Raw genomic sequence first — 22,627 nt, 5'->3', positions numbered from 1 at the left:
GAACGTTCCTCCTTACTCCAGTGGTTCAATCGCCAGTGCTTGATATACAGCAGGCAATTTAAGCATTAATGCTAAAGCTGCAGGTTCAATTGCCTGGTCTGCTTCAACGATCGTCAAGGCCTGAGCGCCTTTCTTTTCTCGTGAAACATGCATTTGCGCAATGTTGATTTGGGCAGTGGCTAAAAGTGAGGTGACTTGTGCCACAACTCCAGGTAAATCCTGATGCAAAAGGACCAACGTATAATAGTCTCCCATGAACTCAACCTGAAATTCATTAATCCGATTAATAACTATTCGTCCTCCACCAATTGACGATCCGATCACTTCGACAACCTTTCCATCCCCTCCAGTTAATCGGAACTTTACCGTATTGGGATGTACCTCTCCTAAGTTCTCGCACTTAAAACGGACCTTAACTTCTTTTTTCTCCGCGAGCTGAACTGCCTGAGGAATCCGTTCATCATCTGTATGCATACCAAGAATTCCAGCAACCAGGGCCAAATTCGTACCATGCCCTTTCCCCGTTTCAGCAAAGGAACCATGCAGGGTGATCTCCGCCTCCAGCGGTTCAGTTCCTAATATTTTCAGCGCCATAGCTCCAAGTCGAACAGCCCCAGCCGTATGTGAACTCGACGGTCCCACCATCACAGGCCCAATCAAATCAAACACAGTGCTCTTAGCCAAACGATCAACCTCCCAGGTCAAAATTAATCACGTCTTCGCTGCGTTAAGTCAACTTATTGGAAATCCCTCCGGGTCTGCCGGAGGGATAAAGTCTCAACTTTTGTTATTCAACTCCCAGAATATAATAATAAAGGGGTTGGTGTCCAGGATATAATTCAACTTCGATAGATGAGACTTCTTGCTCCAGCCATTTTTTGAGTTTTTCAGCTTCCTCTTGAGAAGTCTCCTCTCCATAGAAGATCGTAACCATGTCATGATCTCGCCATTCCATTTTTTCGAGTGTTAATTGGGCAACCTGTAGTACTTCGCTGCCCTTGATCTGAATGACATCTTCGACCAGTCCAAGAATATCCCCAGCTTTGATTTCCAACTCCCCGAATTGAGAGTCTCGAACAGCATAGGTGACTTCTCCAGATTGAATCTGGTTTAGACCCTTCTCCATATTTTGAGCATTTTCCTCTGGATCTCCTTCTGGGTCAAAATTGACGAGAGCGGAAATCCCTTGAGGTATAGATTTGGTAGGGATAATATAAATTTCTTTATCGGTAATGATGTCCTTAACCTGACGAGCAGCCATGACTATATTTCCATTGTTGGGTAGAATATAAATATTTTTCGCAGGTATCCGTCGAACGGCATCCGCTATATCCTCCGTACTCGGATTCATAGTTTGACCACCGAACACGACTTCATCCACGCCTAAATTTTTGAGAACTTCAGCCATTCCTTGCCCCATCGTCGCAGCGACAATTCCGTATTCTTTGTGTGTTTGTTCCTCGGTTTCTGCCTCGGTTTCTGCCTGAGGCTGTCCGAGACTTTCTTGAGCTGTTTCTTTATTTTTCAAAGCATGGGCCATGGCCTCGTTTTGCGAGAGCATATTATGAATTCCAACTTCATGAAGAGAGCCAAATTGAAGTGCATAGTCAAGAATCTTTCCCGGGTTTTTAACATGGATATGAATCTTGACCACTTCGTCCGTGCCGACAACTAACATTGAATCTCCTTGTCCGCTTAAATCATGTCGGATCTGGTCGATCTTCAAGTTTTTCCCCTTAACTAGAAATTCGGTACAGTAAGGGAATTCGAGGTTCTCAACCACGAGGAATCCGGGTTGAACTTCTTGAGGCTGAGCCGTCTGCTGAATGGGAGAATAGGAAAGTTCCTCTGGCTCATGACCATCGAGAGCCGAAACCCATCCTTCAAGAATAATAAGAAATCCTTGTCCGCCAGCATCGACAACTCCTGCCTGTTTGAGAATTGGCAGCATTTCCGGAGTTTTCGCGAGGATTTGCTGACCCTTTAGATAGGCCTCCTTAAGCGTTTCTAAGGGATTTCCTCCCTGTTTCGCCCGTGTCAACGCTCTTTTGGCCATTTCCCGGGAAACAGTAAGAATCGTCCCTTCAACAGGCTTCATAACCGCTTTATAGGCTGTATCAACTCCCATTTGCAAGGCGTGCGCAATCTGCTCAGCTGAAACTTCTTTTTGTCCTTCTAAGCCTTTGGCGATTCCGCGAAGAAGTTGAGAGAGAATCACCCCGGAGTTTCCACGTGCCCCCATAAGCGAACCCATGGATACTGCCGAAGCTACCTCTGCCACCGATTCACCTGAGGTTTTATCTGCGTCCTTCACCGCCGATTGAATGGTTAAATTCATATTCGTTCCTGTATCTCCATCTGGAACGGGAAAAACGTTCAGTGCATTCACTTCATTTTTTTTAAGCTCCAACGCTCTAGCTCCCGCTCGCATCATCGATTTCCATTGCTGCCCGTTGATAAGATCTCCTGTTCCCGTACCTGGTTTCACTCTAGATCCTCCTAATCTTTAACCGGATTACTCAAGCACACGAACCCCTTGAACATTAACGTTCACTTGAGCAACATTAAGCCCGGTCAGGTTTTCTGTCGTATATCGTACTCGTTCTATGACATTCGCTGCGACTTCGGAAATATTTACACCATAACCGACAATGATAAAAAGATCAATAACCACATGGTTATCTTCAATTTTCACCATTACCCCGCGGGCCAAATTCTCACGGCCCAGTAATTCGGTAAACCCATCGGTTAACTTACGAGAAGCCATTCCAACCAAGCCATAACATTCGACAGCCGCAGCTCCGGCGATCGTCGCGATGACTTCTTCCGAAATATCAATTTTTCCTAAATTGTTGTTAATTTCTTTTCCCATCTTTAAGGATCTCTCCTTCCGATATAGTCCATACCGTCACTATTCTATCAATTATATGCGAAATGTTCAATAATTTAAATCTTCCTGGAATAAAACAGGTAAAAACCTTGCTAATCCTATAAACATTTGATAAACTATTATAGTGTCATTTCCGGTGTAAAGGAGGTAAAGCAATGGCGAATGTTTGTGCTATTTGCGGAAAAGGGATTTCTACGGGTATGCAGGTTAGTCACTCCCATATCCGTACTAAACGGACTTGGAAACCGAACCTGCAAAGGGTTCATGCCATCGTTAACGGCACTCCGACCCGGATCAGAGTTTGCACCAGATGCCTACGTTCCGGCAAAGTTCAACGCGCTGTTTAATCCCTGTGCGTTTCGTCCAGGTAAAGCTCGGCAGGTGTCGGGCTTTTTTCATTGGCTCGATTAGGTCACTAAGCGGTCTGGGGAGCGTCTCAAAGTACTTTTGAGATGCTCCTCTTTTTATACTAACAGAAAGTATAAGTTTGGGGCAGATAGCATAAGTGCAACTAAGGCTTCCGCCTACGCCAGAGGCTTGGCGCAAGCCAAGTTTTCTTTATTTTTTGGCTTGTTCATATAGCTCAATTAACTCTTTTTCATCAAAATGATAATGCTCATTACAGAAATGGCAAATTAATTCTGCTTGCTGATCTTCGAGAATTTCTTCGAAGCCCTCCTGCCCTAAACTAATTAATGTTGCTTCAATCCGTTCCTTAGAGCAAGTACAATGAAATCCTGCTGGTCGTTTTTCCAAAACCTGATAAGACAAACCACCCAATAAGGTCTGAACAATTTCCTCCATCGAACTGCTCTCAACCGCGATTTTGCTAATTCCTTGAGTCAAACCCTTAAGTTGTTCTTCGATTTTTTCAATACACGCTTCTGAGGCTCCGGGTAAAAGTTGAATTAACAGGCCAGCCGCACCTGCAACCTGAAAATCCCGTTCGACGAGAACTCCTAACAGAGCAGCCGAAGGAATTTGTTCAGACGTCAAAAGATAGTGCACGAGATCCTCTGCAATCTCTCCACTCACCAAGGGGACCATACTCGTATAATTCTCTCCATTTTTTAAACTTTTACTAACGGCAAACTCTCCCTGCCCAACGGCTTGGGCAACATCGAGCTTTCCTTTTTCATTAAGAGGTAATTCAACAAAAGGCTCATGGACATAGCCGCGAACTTCCCCTTGAGCATTCCCAACGGCCACAACCCCACCGAGTGGACCATCCCCCAAAAGCCGAATTGTTAATTCTTCTTCTCCTTTAAGTGAACTGGCTAGAAGCAAAGCCCCCGTCATCAGTCGCCCTAAAGCAGCTGTAGCTACAGGAGAAGTCTGATGCCGCTTTCGAGCCTCTTCCACAAGATCTGTGGTCCTAGCCACAACCCAGCGCGCTTCACCCTGCAGAAGGGTTCCTACCCATATCTCATCGTGCCTATCGTTTGGCATTAACTTCATCATCCTTTATTTAGTATATGTAAATAGTTTTGCTCTGGCAGGACAGCGGCGCCACTTTGGTCACGGTCACTCATGGCGCTTGCAGACCGAACTAGCGCTCAGAAGTCGGGCTCCAGTGGGATACCCGGCAAAATCGCCATCCTTGGCTCACTGCCGGCCGCGCACATCGTGTGCGCGGTCCCGCCTCCGCCCGACTTCTTCGCTAAGTTCGGTGAGCTGCTCGCTTGAATACGCTCCCTTAGACCAAAGCGACGCCTGGTGTCAGTGCTGGGAAATTGAATTTTAAATAATACTTATCCCGTAAGCGTAGCTTTTCGCGCAGGAGTGAACGATTTCATCGGAGGGACGTTAAAGCGAACGAAGCTTCCGAAGGACAGCGTCGCCGAGGGCTTGGCCATGGAGGGCCTGATGTCGCGGGCGCAACCTTCGGGTGAACAGTTCACTGGACTGTTCGGGATTTGCAGGAGCGACGCACTTGCAGTAAGCAGAGGTTTGTCAGAGCTGCCTCGGAAGCAAGTGAGGCAGCCCCGGAGATGCTGAGTACGTGAGTCTCCAGTGGAGATTCACGCCCGAAGGTACGGATGCGCGAAAAGCTACACGACCCAAGTATGCTAATCAAAAAACCACATTGCCCAAGTATAGCTAAGCAAGCAGCACCAGCAAAACAATTCCTTCGTCGACCTGGACCACAGCCTTCTCCCCTAGAAATACATTGCTAATTCCTCGCGGAGAATCTTGTACTATAACATCCCCAGTCAAAGGGTAATATAATCCTTCGGTAGTGATGCGCGCCTTTTCTGTAACTGAAATGATCGAGAGTTCTTGTCCTTGACGACCCTTAAGCACTTCTCTACCTTGAAGCAGATAGATTTCATGAAGCGGATCTTCTAAATAAATGCGGTAACCCCTTTTCCAAAAGTTAAGTAAGAGTGCGAGGTTTCCTAAGAGATGATCGACTCGTCCTCCTATGGCACCATAAAGCCAAAGAGAATGCGAATCCAGAGAAGAAGGTTGGAGTTCAAGCTGACTCACGGCAAACTCCAGTGCGAGTTCAAGATCGGTCTCATCCTTTTCTCGTGGATATTGTTGAATCTGCACGTCTTTCTGCCGACACAATTCCAGATTTTCCGGAGTAATGGAGTCCAAGTCTCCGATCAAAACGTCAGGCAAACGTCCTGCTTGAAGGGCGTGGTTTCCTCCCCCATCTGCGCAGATCAAAAAGTCGTATTGGGACAGCTTCCGACGTCCCCAGTCGACATCCCATTCGCCATTCGCTAAAACCGCAAATTTCACTTTGCGCCATCCCTGAGGCTACCTGCCACTCGACGAATATCCTGAATGGCTTGAGCCGGATCGAGTTGGGCAAATACAGCTGCACCTGCCACCAGAATTTCAGCACCTGCTTTAACGGCTGCTGGCGCCGTTTGGACGTTAATTCCCCCATCTACTTCGATCTGACAGGCAGACTGCATTTGTTGCAGGTACTTGCTCAAGACTTGAATTTTAGGAAGAACCCCCGGAATAAATTTTTGACCTCCAAAACCGGGATTGACGCTCATAATTAGAACCATATCGAGTTCTGGTAAGATGTATTTTAAACCATCTAATGGAGTCGCCGGATTTACGGCCACACCCGCAGATAAACCTAAAGCTTTAATCTGTTGAACTGCCCGATGAATATGGGGTGTCGATTCCAGATGGACAGTAATATGATCAGCCCCTGCCTCAGCGAAATCTTCAATATAGCGTTCCGGTTGCTCAATCATCAAGTGCACATCAAAAAACATCCGAGAATTCGGACGCAAAGCTTTGACCACCAACGAACCAATCGTCAGATTTGGGACAAAATGCCCATCCATCACGTCAATATGCAGGACTTCTGCTCCCGCTTCTTCAACGGTACGAACCTGCTCTCCTAGACATGAGAAATCGGCGGAAAGAATTGAGGGCGCAATCTTTAACACTCTTAATATCTCCTCTCTGCGGTAATAACTTCTTCTAAAAAAAGACAATAGTGTTCGTATCTCGATTTCTCGATTTGCCCAGAATCAACCGCTGCTTTAATGGCGCAATCCGGTTCCTTATGGTGCAGACAACTCGTAAAACGGCAGTTTCCTCGAACATCAACAAACTCTGGAAAAAAGCCTGCTAGCTCTTCACGTTTCATCTTAGGCAGATAAAGCGCGGAAAATCCTGGAGTATCTGCAAGCAAACCTTCCCCGCACACCATTAACTCGACATGCCGTGTCGTGTGACGGCCACGCTTCAATTTGCGACTGATTTCGCCTGTTTTTATTTCTAGACTCGGTTCCAAGGCATTCACTAAGCTCGATTTTCCTACTCCCGAAGGGCCAGCGAGAACAGTAACCTGATCTTTGAGATGTTCCCGGACTTCCGCTATTCCTTGCCCTGTCCGCGTTGAAACTTTAAGGAAATCATACCCCAAGTTCTGATAAAATTCTAAGCCCGCAACAGAATTTTCTGTCCTAGCATCTTCTTCCTGTTCTTCAGCCTGATCCACTTTATTAAGGATAATCACCGGCTTGACTCCTACCTCGGAGACCTGAATCAACAAGCGATCCAATAAATTGAGATCAGGGCGGGGAGAAACGAGCGCAAAAACGAGAAATGCCTGATCAACATTGGCGATCGTGGGCCGGACCAGAGAATTCCGCCGCTTATTTACTTTTTCAATGGTAGCTTTGATCCCCGTCTCCGGAAGAATCTGAACGTGGTCCCCTGGTAGAAATTCCTGATCCTGGATACGAAAGCGACCGCGTAGGGAACACTCCCATACTCGGCCCTCCGCATAGACATAATAAAATCCGCCGTAACCTTTGAGTAAAATACCTGTTATCATTTTTTTCCTTTCAATTTAGCGTTGCGATTAGGCCAGTGGCCCAGGGCCTCTCGAAACCGTTAGGGTCACGCTCGAACCCGGTGGAATCGGATCCCCGGGTTTAGGATTCGTCTCTAAGACCGCTCCTTTAGGAAAATCTGTAGAATTCTGTTCGATGATCCTGACGTCTAATTTCATTTGATTAACCAAGATGTTCTGCGCTTCGTTCACGGATTTACCGACCATATTCGGCATCACCTGGTTAGGATTTGCTGCTCCTCCACTTACCTTGAGATCAATCTCCCCATTCTTAGCCCAAGGAATATCCGCGGGGGGATTCTGGTAAACGACGATTCCTGCAGGTAAGCTTGAAGTATTATCTGTGGTAACCTTGACTTCTCCCGTAAAGTTTGCATTTTTAAGCGCGTTTCTGGCAGCTTCTTCAGTCATCTGACCCGTCACCATATTGGGGACTTTAAGCATTTCCGGTCCTTTGCTCACCCAGATCTTAATTGCTCGTCCGTCTTTAACAAGCGTATTGGCAATCGGATCCTGATTTGTAATTTTTCCTTTAACGACCGTATCACTATATTCCCCTGCTTGAATGGGATCAAGTGTTAGATTGGCCTGCTTCACTGAAACCCCAGCCTCGATGACCGAACTGCCCACTAAATTCGGGACTTTTGTTGTTCCACCACCGATATAACTTCTAAACCCAAACCAAATTCCGCCGAGAAGGAGCAGCAGTACTGCCGCCGTAACCCCAATCCAGATCTTGCGTTTTTTCTTGGGTTGATCAGGTTTAGCCTCGCCATCTTTAGGATAAGCCGCTAAAGCCGCATTTACTCCATTACTTAAGGATTTATGGATACGTGTGCTCTCCAGATCTTCCTCGGCAGACAGCTCAACCTTGCGAATAGGCTCACCCTTCTGGACATGGGTTAAATCATTGATCAATTCGACAGCGGTTTGATAACGTTGTTCCGGGGCTTTGGCAATCGCTCGCAAGATAACATTTTCTAGTCCCTGACTAATCTGCGGATTGAGTTTACTTGGAGGAACGGGGACTTCTTGCAGATGTTTGAGGGCAATAGCAATTGGGGTTTCGCCATCATAGGGAACCTTCCCGGTCAGTAACTCATAAAGAATAATGCCCAGCGAGTAGAGGTCCGATTGTTCATTAGTTGGAACCCCTTTAGCCTGTTCCGGTGAAAGATAGTGAACAGAGCCAACCATATCTCCTGTATGGGTCATCGTAGCTGCGGAAACGGCTCGCGCGATTCCGAAATCCGTTACTTTAGCTCGTCCATCCGCAGTCACGAGAATATTATGCGGTTTAATATCCCGATGAATGATGTGATGCTCATGAGCATGCCGGATGGCTTCGGCGATTTGCCTTGCCAGATTAATACTCTGTTCGGACGACAAGGGCGCATAATTACGGATAAGTTCCTTCAGATTTTGTCCCTCGACATACTCCATCACGATATATTCTGTGTCCCCATCCTTACCCACGTCGTAAATCGAGACAATATTAGGATGAGAAAGACTGGCAGCAGATTGCGCCTCTCTCCGAAAGCGACGCACAAAATCCTCATCTGACGCAAATTGTTCGCGGAGAACTTTGACGGTGACGATACGATTGAGTAGGAGATCCTTGGCCTTATAAACTATAGCCATGCCCCCGGCGCCGAGTTTATCGATAATTTCATAGCGTTCGCCAAATACTTTGCTCATTTAGATTCACCTACTTTCTCGTTTAATGCCGTTTGGATAATGTCTCGGGCAATCGGCGCCGCTGCACCCCCACCTGTTCCACCATGCTCCACCATTACTGCAACTGCAATCTGGGGAGCCTCGGCTGGAGCGAAAGCAATATACCACGCGTGCGTTTTATCATTTCCTCCAGGCTCGGCTGAGCCGGTTTTAGCAGCCACTTGAATTCCTGAGATTCCACCAGGTGATGCGGTTCCATCATTTACAGCTGCAACCATTGCATTTTTAATTTTGGCGGCCTCCTCGGTGGATAAGGCAGTTAACCAGGACTTCGGGCTAGTCTTATAAAGTACATTTTGCTTATCATCGATCACTTGGTTAACGATATGGGGAGTCATAATCACTCCATGATTGGCAATTCCTGCGGCAACCAAGGCCATATGAAAAGGACTAATGAGCACCTCACCTTGACCAAAAGTACTCGCCGCCAGCAGATTCGTATTTAACTGTTTGGGGACGCGTGCTTGATTCGTAATCTGGCTCAACGAAACGGGCAATTCGAATGGAATCGTCTGGCCAAAACCAAAACCTTTGACCGCATTAAGAAATTGTTGGTCCCCGCTCTGCACTCCAAAAGTAGCAAAATAAGTGTTACAGGAATCGGCAAGGGCTGTATCATAATTAACCCAACCGTGGGCTTTATCATTTTGTTCCGAAATGACCTGCCCGTTGATCACGGTTGATCCTGTGCAGTTGTAAAGGTCTCCTGTATTAACCCCTGAACGAAAAATTGCCGCGGATGTAATCACTTTCATCGTTGAACCAGGTGGGTAAAGGGCAAAAGCACGATTGACAAAAGGGCTCCCCGATCTTTTACTCAGTTCTGCCCAGTTTTGATCGAGAGAGTTGGGATCAAATCCGGGTTGACTCACTAAAGCTAGGATCTCTCCGGTTCTGGGATCGAGAGCTACCGCCGCACCCATCTTGCCTTTGAGCCCCTCATATGCGACCTTCTGCAAACGGTAGTCTAAGGTTAAGACAACATCATTTCCCTGTCGGGGCAGTTGAAAGAGCTGCTCTATTTCCTGTGTCGGGGTTGCCTGTTTTATTCCTAATAACCAGTCTCCAAAATTAGCTTCCATTCCTGCTGAACCATGCTGCAAGGTAGCATATCCCAGCAAGGGCTCAAGAACTTCCCCTTTCGGGTAGACCCGTTTTTTCTGATTATTGGTTGTTTGTGTTTGAGCCAATATTTCGCCGTTCCGGTCAAAAATTCCTCCTCTATCGACACGCTGCTCCATGAGGATGAGTCGTCGGTTAGCCGGGTTATTAAGCAGCGCATCAGACCGCACGACTTGCCAATAAACTAACCCAAAGCTCAGAAAGATAAAGCTAATTGAAAAACCTAAAGCGATATAACGTAAACCCTTCTTCATCCCGCATACCCCCTCACCTTGTTCTTCAAGCTGAAGGGCCCGGCCGCTGATACTTGGGAAATATTAGCCAAGATCCCCAAGAGGAAAAAATGAACCAACAGGGAACTTCCCCCATAACTCACCCAAGGTAGAGGAATTCCTGTTAGCGGTAAAAGCTTCGTCACCCCGGCTAAAATGATCAAGGTTTCCGTGCCAATGAGGATCCCAATTCCGGCCGCCAGGATCTGCCCAAAGCGATCTATTGCCCTCAAACTCACACGGAAAGCACGCAGAACGACGATCAGAAAAAGCAGCAAGACCGCCATCGCACCCGCAAACCCAATTTCCTCAGCAATAACGGAAAAGATAAAGTCCGTACTGGCAGCAGGTACCTGAAAGGCACCAATTCCGTTTCCCAACCCTGTACCGAGAATTTTCCCTCCGCTGATCGCAAAGAGAGATTGGGCAATCTGATACCCATCACCTGACGAATCGATCCACGGATTGAGCCAGGTTGCAACTCGAACTCGAACATGCCCAAACAAGACATAACCTAGATACCCTGTTACGCCAAGAACAGGTAAGGACACTCCCAAGTAAAAAGGGCGCTCCGTCACGACAAAAAGCATGAGCACAAAGAGCGAATAAAAGACTAAGGCCGTTCCTAAACTTTTTTGTGCCGCCAACAAGCCAAGGGAAAAACCACTCATAATTAGGAAGGGTCCTAACGTACGCCAATCTGGTAAAGAAAGCCATCCGACTTGTACCGTACCCACTCTGAGAATTTCTTCATGCTCACTCAGATAAGAGGCAAGGAAAAAGAGTAAGGCGATTTTAACCAGTTCCTCTGGTTCGAAATTAAAGCCGCCAATACTAAACCAACTGGTTGCCCCGCTGGTGGTCACACCAAACAACAGAGTCAGAAAAAGTGTAGCAACCGCAACTAATCCCCAGAGATATTGATAACGTCCTAATTTACGATAATCTTTGAGCACAAAAACGACCAGATAGAAGACACAAAGTCCCATACTCGCCCACCAAAATTGACGCATTGCCGAAGCAGCGCGAATTCGGGTCAGAAACACTAAACCGATCGTCATAATCATATGTACTGTTGCCAAAAGCAAGGGGTCTCCTTGGTAGGCCGTTATTTTCTCTACCACTAACCCGAGCAAAAGCAAAGCAGAAAACACTCCCGCTTGCCAAAGAATTTGTTGATTTGCCCGTCCTTCTAAATACAAGACGCCCAGACCCACCCACAAGATTATTAAATTAAGAAGGCGCAGCAAACCGTATCCCTTCATCCTGTCACTCCATAATGCAGCACAAGGCTGTGAAATTATCCGGAGCCCCCCGCTCAAGAATGAGCTGACGCATCCGTTCGAAATGTTCTTCCCATGAGCCTGTTTGCGAGAACTCTTGGATTAACTCTTGCTCCGTTATCACATTCGTAAATCCATCCGTACAGAGCAAAAAAACGTCTCCAGGTTGACAATCCAAACAACTAGAATCCACTTCCACGGTCTGCGACGCTCCGACTGCCCGAACAAGGACATGGCGTTGCGGATGTTTTTCTGCTTCTTCTTCGGAAATTTGTCCCCTCCGGACTAACTCCTCAACAAGAGAATGATCCACGGTCAAGGGGATCAGCTTTTCTCCCCGCCATAAATACCCTCGACTATCTCCCACATGAGCAATTACAACCTGGTCAGCCTTGAAGACTAAAGCAGTTAAGGTTGTTCCCATACCTTCGTTTTCCGGATTTACGGTTGAGGCCTCAAACACTCGGCGGTTGGCTTTAATCGAGGCTTGCTTTACCCAGGCCAATACCGCGTCTCCCTCTAGGCTTTCAATTTCTGGAGCCGCCTCGGCCAATACTTCCAATGCTGTATGCGCCGCAACCTCTCCAGCTCGATGCCCCCCCATACCATCAGCTACGGCATAAAGACCGTATTGAGGAAGAACAAGCAGTGAATCTTCATTGTTTTTCCGTACACACCCAGTTTCACTAAAGCTTAGAACTTTCATTTTGCCACCTCGAATACTGGAAGGTAATACTTCCAATTTTCACATAATCACCCGCGACTAATTGGACTGGAGAATGAATTCGTTCACCGTTAACCCAAGTTCCATTCGTGCTTCCGAGGTCTTCGATGGTTGCTACTCCTTTTTTATGGCAAACCAGCGCATGATCGATCGACGCGAAATGATCCGCCAGAACCACTCCATTATGCTTCCCGCGCCCCAGTCTTAGTCCTTTACCATCAATCCGGAAGGCTTTTCCTTTGGGTAAAAGTTCTCCTCCAGAGAGCACTTCCAGACGTCCATAGTCATACTCCTCCTTGCGAATCCCCTTAAACTGAAGATCTGCCAAAAGGATAGTTAGGACCCGGAATAAGAAAAAATAGATTAGACCCATAAAAAGAAGACGCCCTAAAACCACAATGAATTGCATAGATACCTCCGCGCTATTCCCGACGAAGAGCCATTACAGTTTGCCCGATTTCGATTCGGTCTCCCGGGACAAGAATTTGCTTCGTAATTCGTTGACTATTAAGCCTAGTTCCATTCGTACTTCCCAAATCATCGACTTCCCAGCCGGAACCCATGCGACATATTTTAAGATGTCTTCGTGAAACTTCCACGTCGTTGAGAACAATCTCGCACTGGGAATGTCGACCGATATGGATAACCTCTTCCTCCAACGGAAACCTTTTCCCTTGATCCGGACCCTCAAGGATTTCGAGAAAATACTGAGATTTCCTTCCTTGTTCTAAAGGCTCCACAAGATTTAGAGGACCGGTACTCTGCAAAATGGTGGTTTGGTCTCGCCAAGCTTCCGGTGAATAATTTCCTTCACTATACTTCTCGTCGTACTCCTCGTCCGCTTCCCAATTCACCTCAATGGAATCATCAAAATCGACTTCAATAAACATCTCACACGGTTTGACCGTATCATCCGAATGCAGTTCGATTGAGGGTTTACTCAAAAAGGTAAAACCACTACGTTGACCTTCCGCGTATATGTATTTCGAAAGTTCGATCAAAAACGCGTCTCCGAAGCTAGCTAACGGGCTCCAATCGCTGGAATGGAGAAAGACCCGATAGACATTGGGAACATACACTTGGGAGATACTCACCTGCTTATTCTTGAGCATCGCTTTGACCAGTTCTTTAGCAATTTCAACAGGCTGAAGTCGGTCCGCATTTTTCTTGAAAACCCCTGTAAAAAGATGTTCAGCTACTTCTTCAAAACGGGCTAGAAGGCTCATTTCTCTTCACTCTCCCACTGGCGTCGCAGTTGCCCGCAGGCTGCGTCGATATCAGTTCCTTTTTCCTCACGCAGGGAAACCGGGATCCCCCGTTGTTCGAGGACTCGCGCAAAACTCTGAATTTCCTTAAGCTCCGGCCGTGCCATTCTCGTTTCCGCCACGGGGTTAACCGAGATTAGATTGACATGTGCTAATTGCCCTTGTAAAAGCTCGGCGACTTCCTCTGCAGCTTTCTGCGTTGCCTGGCCCGCGATTAAGGCGACCTCAAACGTAATTCTCCGGTTCGTCTTTTCCGTATACTCGCGGCAAGCCTTCATCAGCTCTTCCAGCGGATAGCGGCGATTAATCGGGATTAAGTCATCGCGAACCTCATTATTCGCGCTATGCAAGGAAACAGCTAACCCCACTTGAGGGTTATCCTTCGCCAATTGGCGGATTTTAGGAGCTACACCGCTCGTGGAAATTGTCATCCGCCGCATCCCGATGTTTTGCCCTGTCTCCTGGTTAAGAATTCCAATCCCCTTTAAGACCTCGTCATAATTGAGCAACGGTTCTCCCATACCCATAAAGACAACATTGGTCACTTGAAAATCGGGATCCTCGTGGCGCATTGCATGAGTAATATCGAGGATTTGACCGACGATTTCCCCCGAGGAAAGATTTCTCTGCCATCCTCCTAAGCCAGTGGCGCAAAAAGCACACCCAACTGGACAACCGACCTGAGTCGAGACACAAACGGTGCGACGGTCTCGACTTTTCACCCGATCATAATCCATCAGCACACATTCAATACACTGCCCATCCGCCAGTTCAAATAAAAATTTGCGGGTTCCATCCCGTGAAACCTGTTCCTTGAGTTGCTGAAGCGGTTCGAGTAGTAAATACTCCTGAATTTTTACGAGATCAGCTTTCCCAATATTTCTGATCTCGTCCCAGTTTTGAACCGCCTTCTGTTGAATCCAGTGAAAGAGCTGACGGCCTCTGAATTTGGGGATCCCAATTTCCAGACAGATTTCTACAAGTTCAGTCTCGGCTAACCCTCTTATGTCACTTCTCACCATAGTATTCACCTAATTCCTTCCAGCTAAACTTCTACCCGCTGAAATTTAGCTAAGAAAAACCCGTCCATTCCGTGACGATGGGGTAAAATCTGAAGCATCCCCTTTTCCGCCTGCCGGATATCTTGTTCTTCGGTCAGGGAAAAAGGCAGAATATCCACTAAATTAACGGGTTTAAATTCTGGATGGGCCTTACGGAAGGCTTTCACGACTTCGAAATTCTCTTCCGGCTCGAGCGTACAGGTGGAATAAACAAGTTCCCCATCTCGAGCAACACATTGAGCTGCCCTTTCTAAAATCTCGAGCTGCAAAAGTGGAAGCTTCTCTATCTCCTCTTCCGCTTTATGATAACGCAGGTCAGCCCTGCGCCGAATAAGCCCCAAACCCGAACACGGTGCATCCACTAAAACTTTCTGACAGGAACCATTTTTGACCCCAATCAATTCTCGGGCATCTCCCTCTTGCGCCTGAATATTTGTGATCCCCAGGCGCTCAGCAAGTTGAGCAATGAGCTCAACTTTATGAGGATAGATATCAAAGGCGAGAATTTCCCCTTGATTCCTCATTTTCTGGGCAAGATGGGTTGTTTTTCCCCCGGGTGCAGCACAGGCATCCAAGACTCGCTCCCCCGGTTGGGGATTGAGAACATGAGCGACAAGCTGCGAACTCTCATCTTGAACCGTGAAAAGTCCCGCTTGAAAGCTCTCAAGTCGATCGATTGCTCCCGGATTTTCGAGAATTAAACTTTCAGGTACCCGTTCCCCTATGTTGACCTGAACGCCTTCTTTCTGAAGCCTGTCTCGAAGATCTTCCCGGGTGATCTTCAGGGTATTCGTCCGAATCCAAAGCGGCGCGGGCTCGTTGTTGGTTTGGCAAAGTGCTTCTGTCTCTTCAAATCCATACCGTTTAAGCCAACGTCTCACCATCCATTCGGGATGAGAATAGCGAACCGATAAATAACGCACGGCCTCTTTCCCCGAATTCGGCCAGCGAATATTCCAACCAGTTTCAATAACCTTGTGGAGAACTCCATTCACCAACCCTGTGTATTTTCCCTGGCGGCTTTTCGTGAGCTCCACCCCTTCATTCACGGCCGCTGACGCCGGAATTCGCGATAAATAGAGGAGTTGAAAAGCGCTAATCCGTAAAATCCAGCGCACTTCATGGGGTAAAGCGGATAGAGGCGTGCGCAAGTGTTTCCTTAAAGCAAAATCGAGCGTAAGCCGGTTTTTCAAAGTACCATTCACCAACGTGGTAATGAGCTGTCGGTCACGTCCATCCTCGACCTCTCTTAATTCACTTTGCAGGAGGAGGTTCGCAAAAGCGCCCTCTTGTTCTACACGGCTGAGGACGTGAACGGCCCGTTCCCGGGGTGTCATATTAGTCATCCCCATCTCGTCCTTGCGCAATCATAATGAAACGGACAAGCTGTAATACCGCCGCTAACGCAGCTGCAACATAAGTGAGTGCCGCTGCACTTAAAACTTTGTGAGCACCCTTAGCCTCATCCTGGGCAAGCATGCCATTGCTTTGCAGCAAAGCCATCGCTCGATTACTGGCATTGTATTCAACTGGTAAGGTAATCACTTGAAACAGAACAGCCAGCGAAAATGCCAGGATTCCTACTTGCAATAGCCAGTTAAAAGTAGGGATGAATAAACCGACGACAATAAGGATAGGCCCTAGGCTACTCCCGAAATTGGCTACTGGAACAAAAGTGGAACGCAGTTGCAAGGGGAAATACCCAGTCGCATGCTGAATGGCATGACCCGATTCATGAGCTGCGACCGCCAAGGAAGCTAACGAATTACCTTGATAAACCCCTTCGCTTAGACGAACCGTACGGTCTCGCGGATCATAATGATCCGAAAGCTTACCTGCCACCGGCTCAATCTGAACATCGTAGAGTCCATTTGCCTGAAGAATCGCCCGTGCCGCTTGAGCTCCGGTATAACCTGAACGAGAATAAACTTTAGAATACTTGCCATAAGTTGATGAAATTTTCCCTTGCGCATAAATGGATAATATAATCGCTGGAATCAGTAACAAATCCCAAACCCCAAAAAACATGATTATTTCCTCCTCATTGACCTAATACTTCTCCGACCTGAGCCCGCCGCCCAAGGAAAAAATCGCGGGCGGGCATGGCTCGCTTACCTGCGGGTTGAACTATCTGAACAAGGATCTGCCCTGAACCCGTCTGCAGAATTATTCCCTCGTTCACCACTTCCACCACTTCTCCAGGTACTCCCCCTCTTTCTCCCGTCTTAGTCTGAGAAGGGTCTGAAGGCTGCAATCGGCTTCTCCAGATCTTTAAGTTTTCCTGAAGGAAGGTCGTATACGAACCTGGATAAGGATTTAACCCCCTGATCTGATTATGAATATCCTGAGCGCTGCGCGTCCAGTCGATTTTCTCATGTTCCCGTTTGAGCAGAGAGGCATAACTGGTCTCTCCGGTTTGTGGTTTAGGAACTAAGGTTCCCTGTGCTAGCTGATCGAGTGTTTTTAGCAAAAGCTCTGCCCCTTGCTGAGCTAGAACCTCGTCAAGTTCACCTGTTGTCGCTTCTTCGGAGATGGGATATACCGCTTTAAGCAGCATATCTCCTGTATCCAGTCCTTCATCCATCAGCATCGTAGTTACTCCGGTTTGGGTTTCACCCTTCATCACCGCCCAATGGATTGGGGCTGCTCCGCGGTACTTTGGCAGTAAGGAGGCATGTACATTGATACAGCCTTGAGGCGGGAGTTTTAAAATATCTGCAGAAAGAATCTGCCCATAGGCGACAACGATAATTCCTTCCGGAGCAAGTTCTCGAAGTTGAGCCAATACTTCAGGCGTTTTAATCCGTTCAGGTTGAAAAACCAAAAGTCCTAACTCTTGAGCAGCTACTTTCACTGCACTGGGCTTAAGTTTTTTTCCTCGCCCTGCAGGTCGGTCCGGCTGAGTAAAAACCCCGCCAATCTCATGACCCTGAGCAACTAAAGCCTGTAATGAGGGAACAGCAAATTCTGGTGTTCCCATAAAAACAAGACGCATACGCTTCTAAATCCTTTCTCCAATATCATGACCCCATCGCTTGATGGCTAACCATCACCAAGCTCTTGCTTTCCTATACGATTATGATTTCTATTTCATTTAACGACTGCGATGGGTCTTATGCGCTTTATCGACAAAGAGAATACCTTCCAAGTGGTCAATTTCGTGCTGACAAGCTCGGGCCAATAAACCATCCGCTTTTATCGTCTGAAGTTCACCCTTGCGATTCAGTCCTTGCACTGTAACTTTGGCCGCACGAATCACATCACCCGTCACTCCTGGAATGCTCAGACAGCCTTCACTGTCATCCGATTCCCCTTCTTGTTCAATAATTACTGGATTAATCAACTCGACAGGCCCATCTCCCACATCAATGACAACCACTCTTTTGGTAATCCCAATTTGCGGAGCGGCTAGACCAACCCCGTCTGCTTCATACATTGTATCCAGCATATTTTCCAGAAGCTTAACGATATTGGGGGTTATCTCTTTAACTTCTTTTGCCTTTTCACGAAGAACCTCGGAACCTATCTCCACGATTTGATAAACTGACATGATTGTCTTCCCCTTTCACTACTCTCTATTATAATCTATTTTTTTTGAATAAAAAATGGCATTATCCCATGGAGAGCGGATCAACTTCAATATTAAGCTGAACACCTTGACTCGACGAATCCTGCGCGTATTTTTGCACCCCTTGATGTAGAAAAGTACGTAACGGATCCAACCGTTTGCCCTTAACCGAAACCTGCCAACGGAATTTGTTTTTAAGCCGCGATAAAATCGCTGGCGCAGGCCCAAGAATAACTAGATCATTATATCCATTTTTACTCTCCGGTATTCCCAGGCGGAGATAGTCGGTAAGGCTATGTGCGGCTTTAATGACCCGCTCCTCTTGTTCATGGAGCAAAATAACCCGAATGACATGGGTAAACGGAGGATATCGTCTTTCCTTTCGATACTTAATTTCTTCCCAAAAGAAGTGCGGGTAATCATGCTGCGAAGCGAGGACAATCGCCCGATCCTTGGGGGAGTACGTTTGAATAATAACTTCCCCAGGTTTAGTGCTCCGGCCTGTTCTCCCCGCAACTTGGGTTAGAAGTTGAAAAGCCCTTTCTTTAGCTCGGAAATCCGGCATATTGAGCAGTTGATCGGCGGCAATAACTCCCACTAACGTCACATTGGGAAAGTCCAACCCTTTAGCCAGCATCTGGGTACCGACCAAGATATCCGCTTCCTGCTTTCTAAAGGTCGTAAGGATTCGGCTATAATTCTCCTGGACACGCGTTGTATCCCAATCTAAACGTAAGATCTTAGCCTTAGGGAATAGCTCCTGTAATTCTTCTTCCACGCGCTGTGTTCCTTGACCAAAAAAGCGAATATACCAGCTTCCACACTCGGGACAGACATGGGGTGGAACCTCTTCATGGTTGCAGTAATGACAGCGCATAACTTGTCCATGGCTATGATAGGTCAAAGCGACATCGCAAGCCTGACAGCGTACGACATAGCCACATTCTCGACAGTTCACAAACGTGGAATAACCTCGTCGGTTCAAAAAAATCATACTTTGTTCCCGGTTTTCTAGACGAGAGCGCAACTTACTCTGTAAAGCCACAGAGAACATACTCCGATTGCCCTTAATCAATTCCTCCCGCATATCGACAAGCTCGACCGGCGGAAGGGGACGAAGAGCCACACGGTGTTCCATCTTGGTGAATCCTATTTTACCCGTTTGGGCAGCCGCATAAGATTCCAGAGACGGCGTTGCGCTTCCGAGAACCACAACCCCTTGATGTTGTTCCATGCGTTTACGGGCCACATCTCGCGCATGATATTTTGGGTTTTCATCCTGTTTATACGCTCCCTCATGTTCTTCATCCAAAATGATCAGCCGCAAATTCGGCAAGGGAGCAAAAACCGCTGAGCGCGCCCCAATCACGAGTTTGATCTGTCCCTTTAAAATATCCTGCCAGACTTTAAGCTTTTCCCCAGATTTTAACCCCGAGTGCAAAAGAATGACCTGTTTACCAAACTGATGTTGGAAATAGTGAGCCACCTGCGAGGTTAAGGAGATCTCCGGAACTAAAAGAATGGCTGTCCCCCCCTGCGCGATCACTTTGGTAATCACCTCGCGGTAGACCTCGGTTTTGCCACTCCCAGTCACTCCATGTAAAAGAATCGTTTGATGGACCTTCTTCGCCAGCGCTTTTTCAATGACTTGACAGGCTTCAGATTGTTCGGGAGTCAACTTCCAACGTTGAGCGTTTTCCGAACCTCCTTCGCTGTTTAGTGGTTCCTCCGCTTCCGCTGCTTCAAGCAAGTCTGTCTTCTCTGAGGAGTGGGCTCGGGCTCCAGCTGGGATTCCTGACGTAAACCGAGACTCCAATCTCAGCCAGCCCTGATTCAGCAATTCGTCCACTTTTCCTTGAGTAAAGCCGGAGCGTTGGAGAAATATACTCAAAGGCAAAGCTTTTTGCCGGGCGCGGAAAAGCACCGTAAACCCCTTGTACACTTCAGGATCTAAGAACTTAAGCGTCTGAACATCCTCATCCTCTTTTGAGGCCAGAGGAACAACCCAATCTTCAACTTTTCCCTTCATCAGTGGCCAAACCGTATGCAAACTTTGAGCGACCGGACAAATGGTCCTCTCAGCCATCCATAAGGCTAGCTTAAGTAAATCTTCCGGAATGGCGAGAGCGTCCTCAACCACCCCAATAATATCTTTAATAGTATGATCCTTAACTTCTGCGGGTAAAACCTCAGTCCTTCTCAAGATAATCCCTTGCACTTGACGATGTTGGAGAGGGACTAAGACACGCATCCCTACATTAAGGCTTAATGATTGAGGAACCCGATAATGAAATATTTGATCAAGGCGACGATTCGCGACATCGACTAGAACTTCTGCATATTGCAATCACGACGCCTCCTTCAAAACATTTAACTTAAGAATACATTTTATCATAATTTAGCATAAAAAGTGAGTGGCCGGACAAAATGAAAGCGGGAGCTTACTCCCTTAAGCGGAATCGCAGAAAAGCGAAAACAATGCAGGAAAAGCCGGAGACTGGCTAGAAAGTGCAACTTCCTGGCTTTGTCCCGGCTTTCCTGTGATTAAGGTAACGAGCCTAATATTTCATTCAACTAGCCTATTGTTACCGCTGTTCGAGCTCTTGCATCGCAATTTCACGAGCATCCTGAAGTTTTTCTTCATACGCCCCGGAACGTCCCCCGATAACATCCGTAATACTCTCAAAAATATCCCGAATAATATTCGCGCCCATGATGGCTTCTCCCATGATCACTCCATGATAGTTGAGAATTTGTTTCCCTTCGATACTTGGTGTTGTTGAACAAGTACGTTAATAAAACGCGGTTTTCACAGAAGCAGAAAAAGATCATAAAAAAGAGAACAATAAAGAAAACCCGGCTTTCGCCGAGCTTTGCGAAAGCGAAAACCGCTGGTTGCACTTATACTATCTGCCCCCCAATTTATACTTTCTGTTAGTATGATAAAAAAGTCTTGCACAATTCTTTTCATCTATGGTATGCTCTAGGCAAGAAAATAACCTTAACCTTTAAATTAGTCCCGAGAGACTAAGAAGGGCATGGCGATCATGAGTACTTTGATCATGGACACCTCTTTCTTGCTCGCGGGCAGGGAAGAGGTTTTTTTGGTTTTATAAAAAAGGAGGTACTCTATCATGATTAAAGAAGTTCAGATTCACGAAAAACTTCCCCTTGCCCAGACAATTCCCCTTGGATTGCAGCATGTCTTCGCCATGTTTGGGGCAACTGTCCTCGTACCCTTTCTAACCGGGCTCAGCCCCGCTGTAGCACTCCTTTCCTCAGGGGTTGGAACCATTATCTTTTTACTTCTTACCAAAAGTAAAGTCCCCGCTTATCTCGGTTCCTCCTTTGCCTACATCGGTGCCTTAACGTACTTTGTCAAAGATCAGCATAACTTAGCGGCCGCTATGGGCGGGGTCTTAATCATCGGAATCATCTATCTTATCATGTTTCTACTCATGTCTGCTTTCGGCACAGCCTGGATTCACAAAGTGGTCCCTCCTGTCGTCGCCGGTCCGGTCGTAGCAATTATCGGCTTAAGCTTAACTCCTACCGCAATCAGCATGGCCTCTTCGAACTGGTATATCGCGGGCTTTACCTTAGCCGTTGCTCTGCTCCTTTCCGTTTATGCGAAAGGCTTCCTAAAAATCATACCCATTCTTGCCGCAATTACCGCAGGGTATATCGTCGCAGTAATCTTTGGAATCGTCGACTTCAGCAAAATCGCCAACTCTTTTCAACAATTAGTCGTATTTCCAGTCGATCTTGCTCACTGGCAATTTCCAAGTATTGCTAAAGAAGCAATCCTGTTGATGGCTCCTCTGGCGATGGTTACAATCATCGAAGATCTCGGCCATATGATCGTACTTGGCAATATCACCCACTCTGACCCAGTTTCCGATCCTGGCTTTCATCGCGTCCTTGCTGGAAATGGTTTAGCAACGGTTGTCGCAAGCTTTTTCGGCGGCCCTCCAGTAACCACTTATGGAGAAAATATTGGGGTCCTCGCCGTCACCCGCGTCTATAGCACCTTTAATCTTTGGGTTGCCGCTATTATCGCGATTATCCTCAGTTGTTTTAATCCCCTTCAAGCCTTGATCATGTCCATCCCGACGGCTGTTATGGGTGGGGTAACAATTCTTCTCTTCGGAATGATTGGAGCTGCTGGTCTTCGGACCTTGATCGATGCTAAAGTGGATCTGTCCGAAACCAAAAATCTGATGATCGTCTCAGTCATCTTCGCACTGGGAATCGGAGTCACAAATCACGGCGTAGCCTGGGCAACCGCCGTTGGAATTATCTTAAACCTCATTCTTAGCAGATCGAAAACAGAAGAAGACACGACCTCTTCCCAAAAAGCTGCTTAGAA

Annotated in this window: 21 protein-coding genes and 1 pseudogene; 2 read left to right on the top strand and 20 right to left on the bottom strand. The window is 47.1% G+C overall.

Annotated elements, in window-relative coordinates; translation table 11 throughout:
• Positions 1–12: 12 nt before the first annotated feature.
• From sdaAB to VM640_RS15770, 3 genes are all read right to left on the bottom strand, one after another.
• Positions 13–684: an L-serine ammonia-lyase, iron-sulfur-dependent subunit beta gene (sdaAB, locus tag VM640_RS15780; RefSeq protein WP_325393933.1), complete on the bottom strand. Its 672-nt coding sequence runs from the start codon at positions 682–684 to the stop codon at positions 13–15.
• A gap of 103 nt (positions 685–787) precedes the next feature.
• Positions 788–2,434, bottom strand: a complete 1,647-nt coding sequence (locus VM640_RS15775; RefSeq protein ID WP_325393948.1) for a DAK2 domain-containing protein — start codon at positions 2,432–2,434, stop codon at positions 788–790.
• Positions 2,435–2,515: 81 nt separating this feature from the next.
• Complete coding sequence (locus VM640_RS15770) at positions 2,516–2,872, bottom strand: Asp23/Gls24 family envelope stress response protein (protein ID WP_325393932.1); 357 nt, start codon at positions 2,870–2,872, stop codon at positions 2,516–2,518.
• Positions 2,873–3,045: 173 nt separating this feature from the next.
• Between VM640_RS15770 and rpmB the strand changes: the two genes are divergently transcribed.
• Entirely contained in the window at positions 3,046–3,237 is a 192-nt protein-coding gene (gene rpmB, locus VM640_RS15765; protein WP_325393931.1) for a 50S ribosomal protein L28, read from the top strand.
• Positions 3,238–3,448: 211 nt separating this feature from the next.
• On the opposite strand, the gene hslO is transcribed toward rpmB, so the two are convergent.
• From hslO to VM640_RS15680, 17 genes and pseudogenes are all read right to left on the bottom strand, one after another.
• Complete coding sequence (gene hslO / locus VM640_RS15760; RefSeq protein ID WP_325393930.1) at positions 3,449–4,339, bottom strand: Hsp33 family molecular chaperone HslO; 891 nt, start codon at positions 4,337–4,339, stop codon at positions 3,449–3,451.
• A 651-nt stretch (positions 4,340–4,990) separates the two neighbouring features.
• Positions 4,991–5,641 carry a thiamine diphosphokinase gene (locus VM640_RS15755; RefSeq protein WP_325393928.1) on the bottom strand — a complete coding sequence of 217 codons (651 nt, stop codon included), beginning with the start codon at positions 5,639–5,641 and terminating at the stop codon, positions 4,991–4,993.
• Positions 5,638–6,312, bottom strand: a complete 675-nt coding sequence (gene rpe, locus VM640_RS15750) for a ribulose-phosphate 3-epimerase (RefSeq protein WP_325393926.1) — start codon at positions 6,310–6,312, stop codon at positions 5,638–5,640. Before rpe ends, VM640_RS15755 begins: the two co-directional genes overlap by 4 nt.
• 2 nt (positions 6,313–6,314) lie before the next feature.
• Positions 6,315–7,208 (bottom strand): ribosome small subunit-dependent GTPase A, encoded by an 894-nt coding sequence (gene rsgA, locus VM640_RS15745; protein WP_325393924.1) that lies wholly within the window; start codon positions 7,206–7,208, stop codon positions 6,315–6,317.
• A 27-nt stretch (positions 7,209–7,235) separates the two neighbouring features.
• Positions 7,236–8,924, bottom strand: a complete 1,689-nt coding sequence (gene pknB, locus VM640_RS15740; protein WP_325393922.1) for a Stk1 family PASTA domain-containing Ser/Thr kinase — start codon at positions 8,922–8,924, stop codon at positions 7,236–7,238.
• Positions 8,921–10,339: a peptidoglycan D,D-transpeptidase FtsI family protein gene (locus VM640_RS15735; RefSeq protein ID WP_325393920.1), complete on the bottom strand. Its 1,419-nt coding sequence runs from the start codon at positions 10,337–10,339 to the stop codon at positions 8,921–8,923. The genes pknB and VM640_RS15735 overlap by 4 nt, the downstream gene beginning before the upstream one ends.
• Positions 10,336–11,622, bottom strand: a complete 1,287-nt coding sequence (locus VM640_RS15730) for an FtsW/RodA/SpoVE family cell cycle protein (RefSeq protein WP_325393918.1) — start codon at positions 11,620–11,622, stop codon at positions 10,336–10,338. Before VM640_RS15730 ends, VM640_RS15735 begins: the two co-directional genes overlap by 4 nt.
• 4 nt (positions 11,623–11,626) lie before the next feature.
• Positions 11,627–12,346, bottom strand: a complete 720-nt coding sequence (locus VM640_RS15725; protein WP_325393916.1) for a Stp1/IreP family PP2C-type Ser/Thr phosphatase — start codon at positions 12,344–12,346, stop codon at positions 11,627–11,629.
• On the bottom strand, positions 12,327–12,773 hold the full coding sequence (locus VM640_RS15720) for an FHA domain-containing protein (RefSeq protein ID WP_325393914.1): 447 nt from the start codon (positions 12,771–12,773) through the stop codon (positions 12,327–12,329). The genes VM640_RS15725 and VM640_RS15720 overlap by 20 nt, the downstream gene beginning before the upstream one ends.
• A gap of 13 nt (positions 12,774–12,786) precedes the next feature.
• Positions 12,787–13,590 carry an FhaA domain-containing protein gene (locus VM640_RS15715; protein ID WP_325393912.1) on the bottom strand — a complete coding sequence of 268 codons (804 nt, stop codon included), beginning with the start codon at positions 13,588–13,590 and terminating at the stop codon, positions 12,787–12,789.
• Positions 13,587–14,660, bottom strand: coding sequence for a dual-specificity RNA methyltransferase RlmN (gene rlmN / locus VM640_RS15710; protein WP_325393910.1), 1,074 nt, complete (start codon positions 14,658–14,660; stop codon positions 13,587–13,589). Before rlmN ends, VM640_RS15715 begins: the two co-directional genes overlap by 4 nt.
• Before the next feature lie 14 nt (positions 14,661–14,674).
• On the bottom strand, positions 14,675–16,036 hold the full coding sequence (gene rsmB / locus VM640_RS15705; RefSeq protein WP_325393908.1) for a 16S rRNA (cytosine(967)-C(5))-methyltransferase RsmB: 1,362 nt from the start codon (positions 16,034–16,036) through the stop codon (positions 14,675–14,677).
• On the bottom strand, positions 16,029–16,718 hold the full coding sequence (locus tag VM640_RS15700) for a zinc metallopeptidase (protein ID WP_325393906.1): 690 nt from the start codon (positions 16,716–16,718) through the stop codon (positions 16,029–16,031). The genes rsmB and VM640_RS15700 overlap by 8 nt, the downstream gene beginning before the upstream one ends.
• A gap of 13 nt (positions 16,719–16,731) precedes the next feature.
• A complete protein-coding gene (gene fmt, locus VM640_RS15695; protein WP_325393905.1) occupies positions 16,732–17,685 on the bottom strand; it encodes a methionyl-tRNA formyltransferase in 954 nt (317 codons plus the stop codon).
• Positions 17,686–17,784: 99 nt separating this feature from the next.
• Entirely contained in the window at positions 17,785–18,240 is a 456-nt protein-coding gene (def, locus tag VM640_RS15690; RefSeq protein WP_325393903.1) for a peptide deformylase, read from the bottom strand.
• Positions 18,241–18,301: 61 nt separating this feature from the next.
• A complete protein-coding gene (gene priA, locus VM640_RS15685) occupies positions 18,302–20,605 on the bottom strand; it encodes a replication restart helicase PriA (RefSeq protein WP_325393901.1) in 2,304 nt (767 codons plus the stop codon).
• Positions 20,606–20,849: 244 nt separating this feature from the next.
• Positions 20,850–21,041, bottom strand: a pseudogene (locus tag VM640_RS15680) (heavy metal-binding domain-containing protein); the annotation flags it as partial.
• 351 nt (positions 21,042–21,392) lie between these two features.
• On the opposite strand from VM640_RS15680, the gene VM640_RS15675 reads away from it, so the two are divergent.
• The gene (locus tag VM640_RS15675) at positions 21,393–22,625 is read left to right on the top strand and encodes a solute carrier family 23 protein (protein WP_325393899.1); all 1,233 of its coding nucleotides are present in this window, start codon (positions 21,393–21,395) and stop codon (positions 22,623–22,625) included.
• The last annotated feature ends 2 nt before the right edge of the window (positions 22,626–22,627 follow it).

Source organism: Desulfitobacterium sp. (genome assembly GCF_035539115.1).
Classification (GTDB): Bacteria; Bacillota; Desulfitobacteriia; order Desulfitobacteriales; family Desulfitobacteriaceae; genus Desulfitobacterium_A.
This window is presented reverse-complemented; position numbering and strand designations above follow the sequence as displayed.

What these genes read in the sequence shown, in the direction of transcription:
- VM640_RS15775 (WP_325393948.1), bottom strand. Translation starts at nt 2,434, where the DNA reads ATGATGCGAGCGGGAGCTAGAGCGTTGGAGCTTAAAAAAAATGAAGTG.
- VM640_RS15770 (WP_325393932.1), bottom strand. Translation starts at nt 2,872, where the DNA reads ATGGGAAAAGAAATTAACAACAATTTAGGAAAAATTGATATTTCGGAA.
- rpmB (WP_325393931.1), top strand. Translation starts at nt 3,046, where the DNA reads ATGGCGAATGTTTGTGCTATTTGCGGAAAAGGGATTTCTACGGGTATG.
- hslO (WP_325393930.1), bottom strand. Translation starts at nt 4,339, where the DNA reads ATGCCAAACGATAGGCACGATGAGATATGGGTAGGAACCCTTCTGCAG.
- rsgA (WP_325393924.1), bottom strand. Translation starts at nt 7,208, where the DNA reads ATGATAACAGGTATTTTACTCAAAGGTTACGGCGGATTTTATTATGTC.
- pknB (WP_325393922.1), bottom strand. Translation starts at nt 8,924, where the DNA reads ATGAGCAAAGTATTTGGCGAACGCTATGAAATTATCGATAAACTCGGC.
- VM640_RS15735 (WP_325393920.1), bottom strand. Translation starts at nt 10,339, where the DNA reads ATGAAGAAGGGTTTACGTTATATCGCTTTAGGTTTTTCAATTAGCTTT.
- VM640_RS15730 (WP_325393918.1), bottom strand. Translation starts at nt 11,622, where the DNA reads ATGAAGGGATACGGTTTGCTGCGCCTTCTTAATTTAATAATCTTGTGG.
- VM640_RS15725 (WP_325393916.1), bottom strand. Translation starts at nt 12,346, where the DNA reads ATGAAAGTTCTAAGCTTTAGTGAAACTGGGTGTGTACGGAAAAACAAT.
- VM640_RS15720 (WP_325393914.1), bottom strand. Translation starts at nt 12,773, where the DNA reads ATGCAATTCATTGTGGTTTTAGGGCGTCTTCTTTTTATGGGTCTAATC.
- VM640_RS15715 (WP_325393912.1), bottom strand. Translation starts at nt 13,590, where the DNA reads ATGAGCCTTCTAGCCCGTTTTGAAGAAGTAGCTGAACATCTTTTTACA.
- rsmB (WP_325393908.1), bottom strand. Translation starts at nt 16,036, where the DNA reads ATGACTAATATGACACCCCGGGAACGGGCCGTTCACGTCCTCAGCCGT.
- VM640_RS15700 (WP_325393906.1), bottom strand. Translation starts at nt 16,718, where the DNA reads ATGTTTTTTGGGGTTTGGGATTTGTTACTGATTCCAGCGATTATATTA.
- fmt (WP_325393905.1), bottom strand. Translation starts at nt 17,685, where the DNA reads ATGCGTCTTGTTTTTATGGGAACACCAGAATTTGCTGTTCCCTCATTA.
- def (WP_325393903.1), bottom strand. Translation starts at nt 18,240, where the DNA reads ATGTCAGTTTATCAAATCGTGGAGATAGGTTCCGAGGTTCTTCGTGAA.
- VM640_RS15675 (WP_325393899.1), top strand. Translation starts at nt 21,393, where the DNA reads ATGATTAAAGAAGTTCAGATTCACGAAAAACTTCCCCTTGCCCAGACA.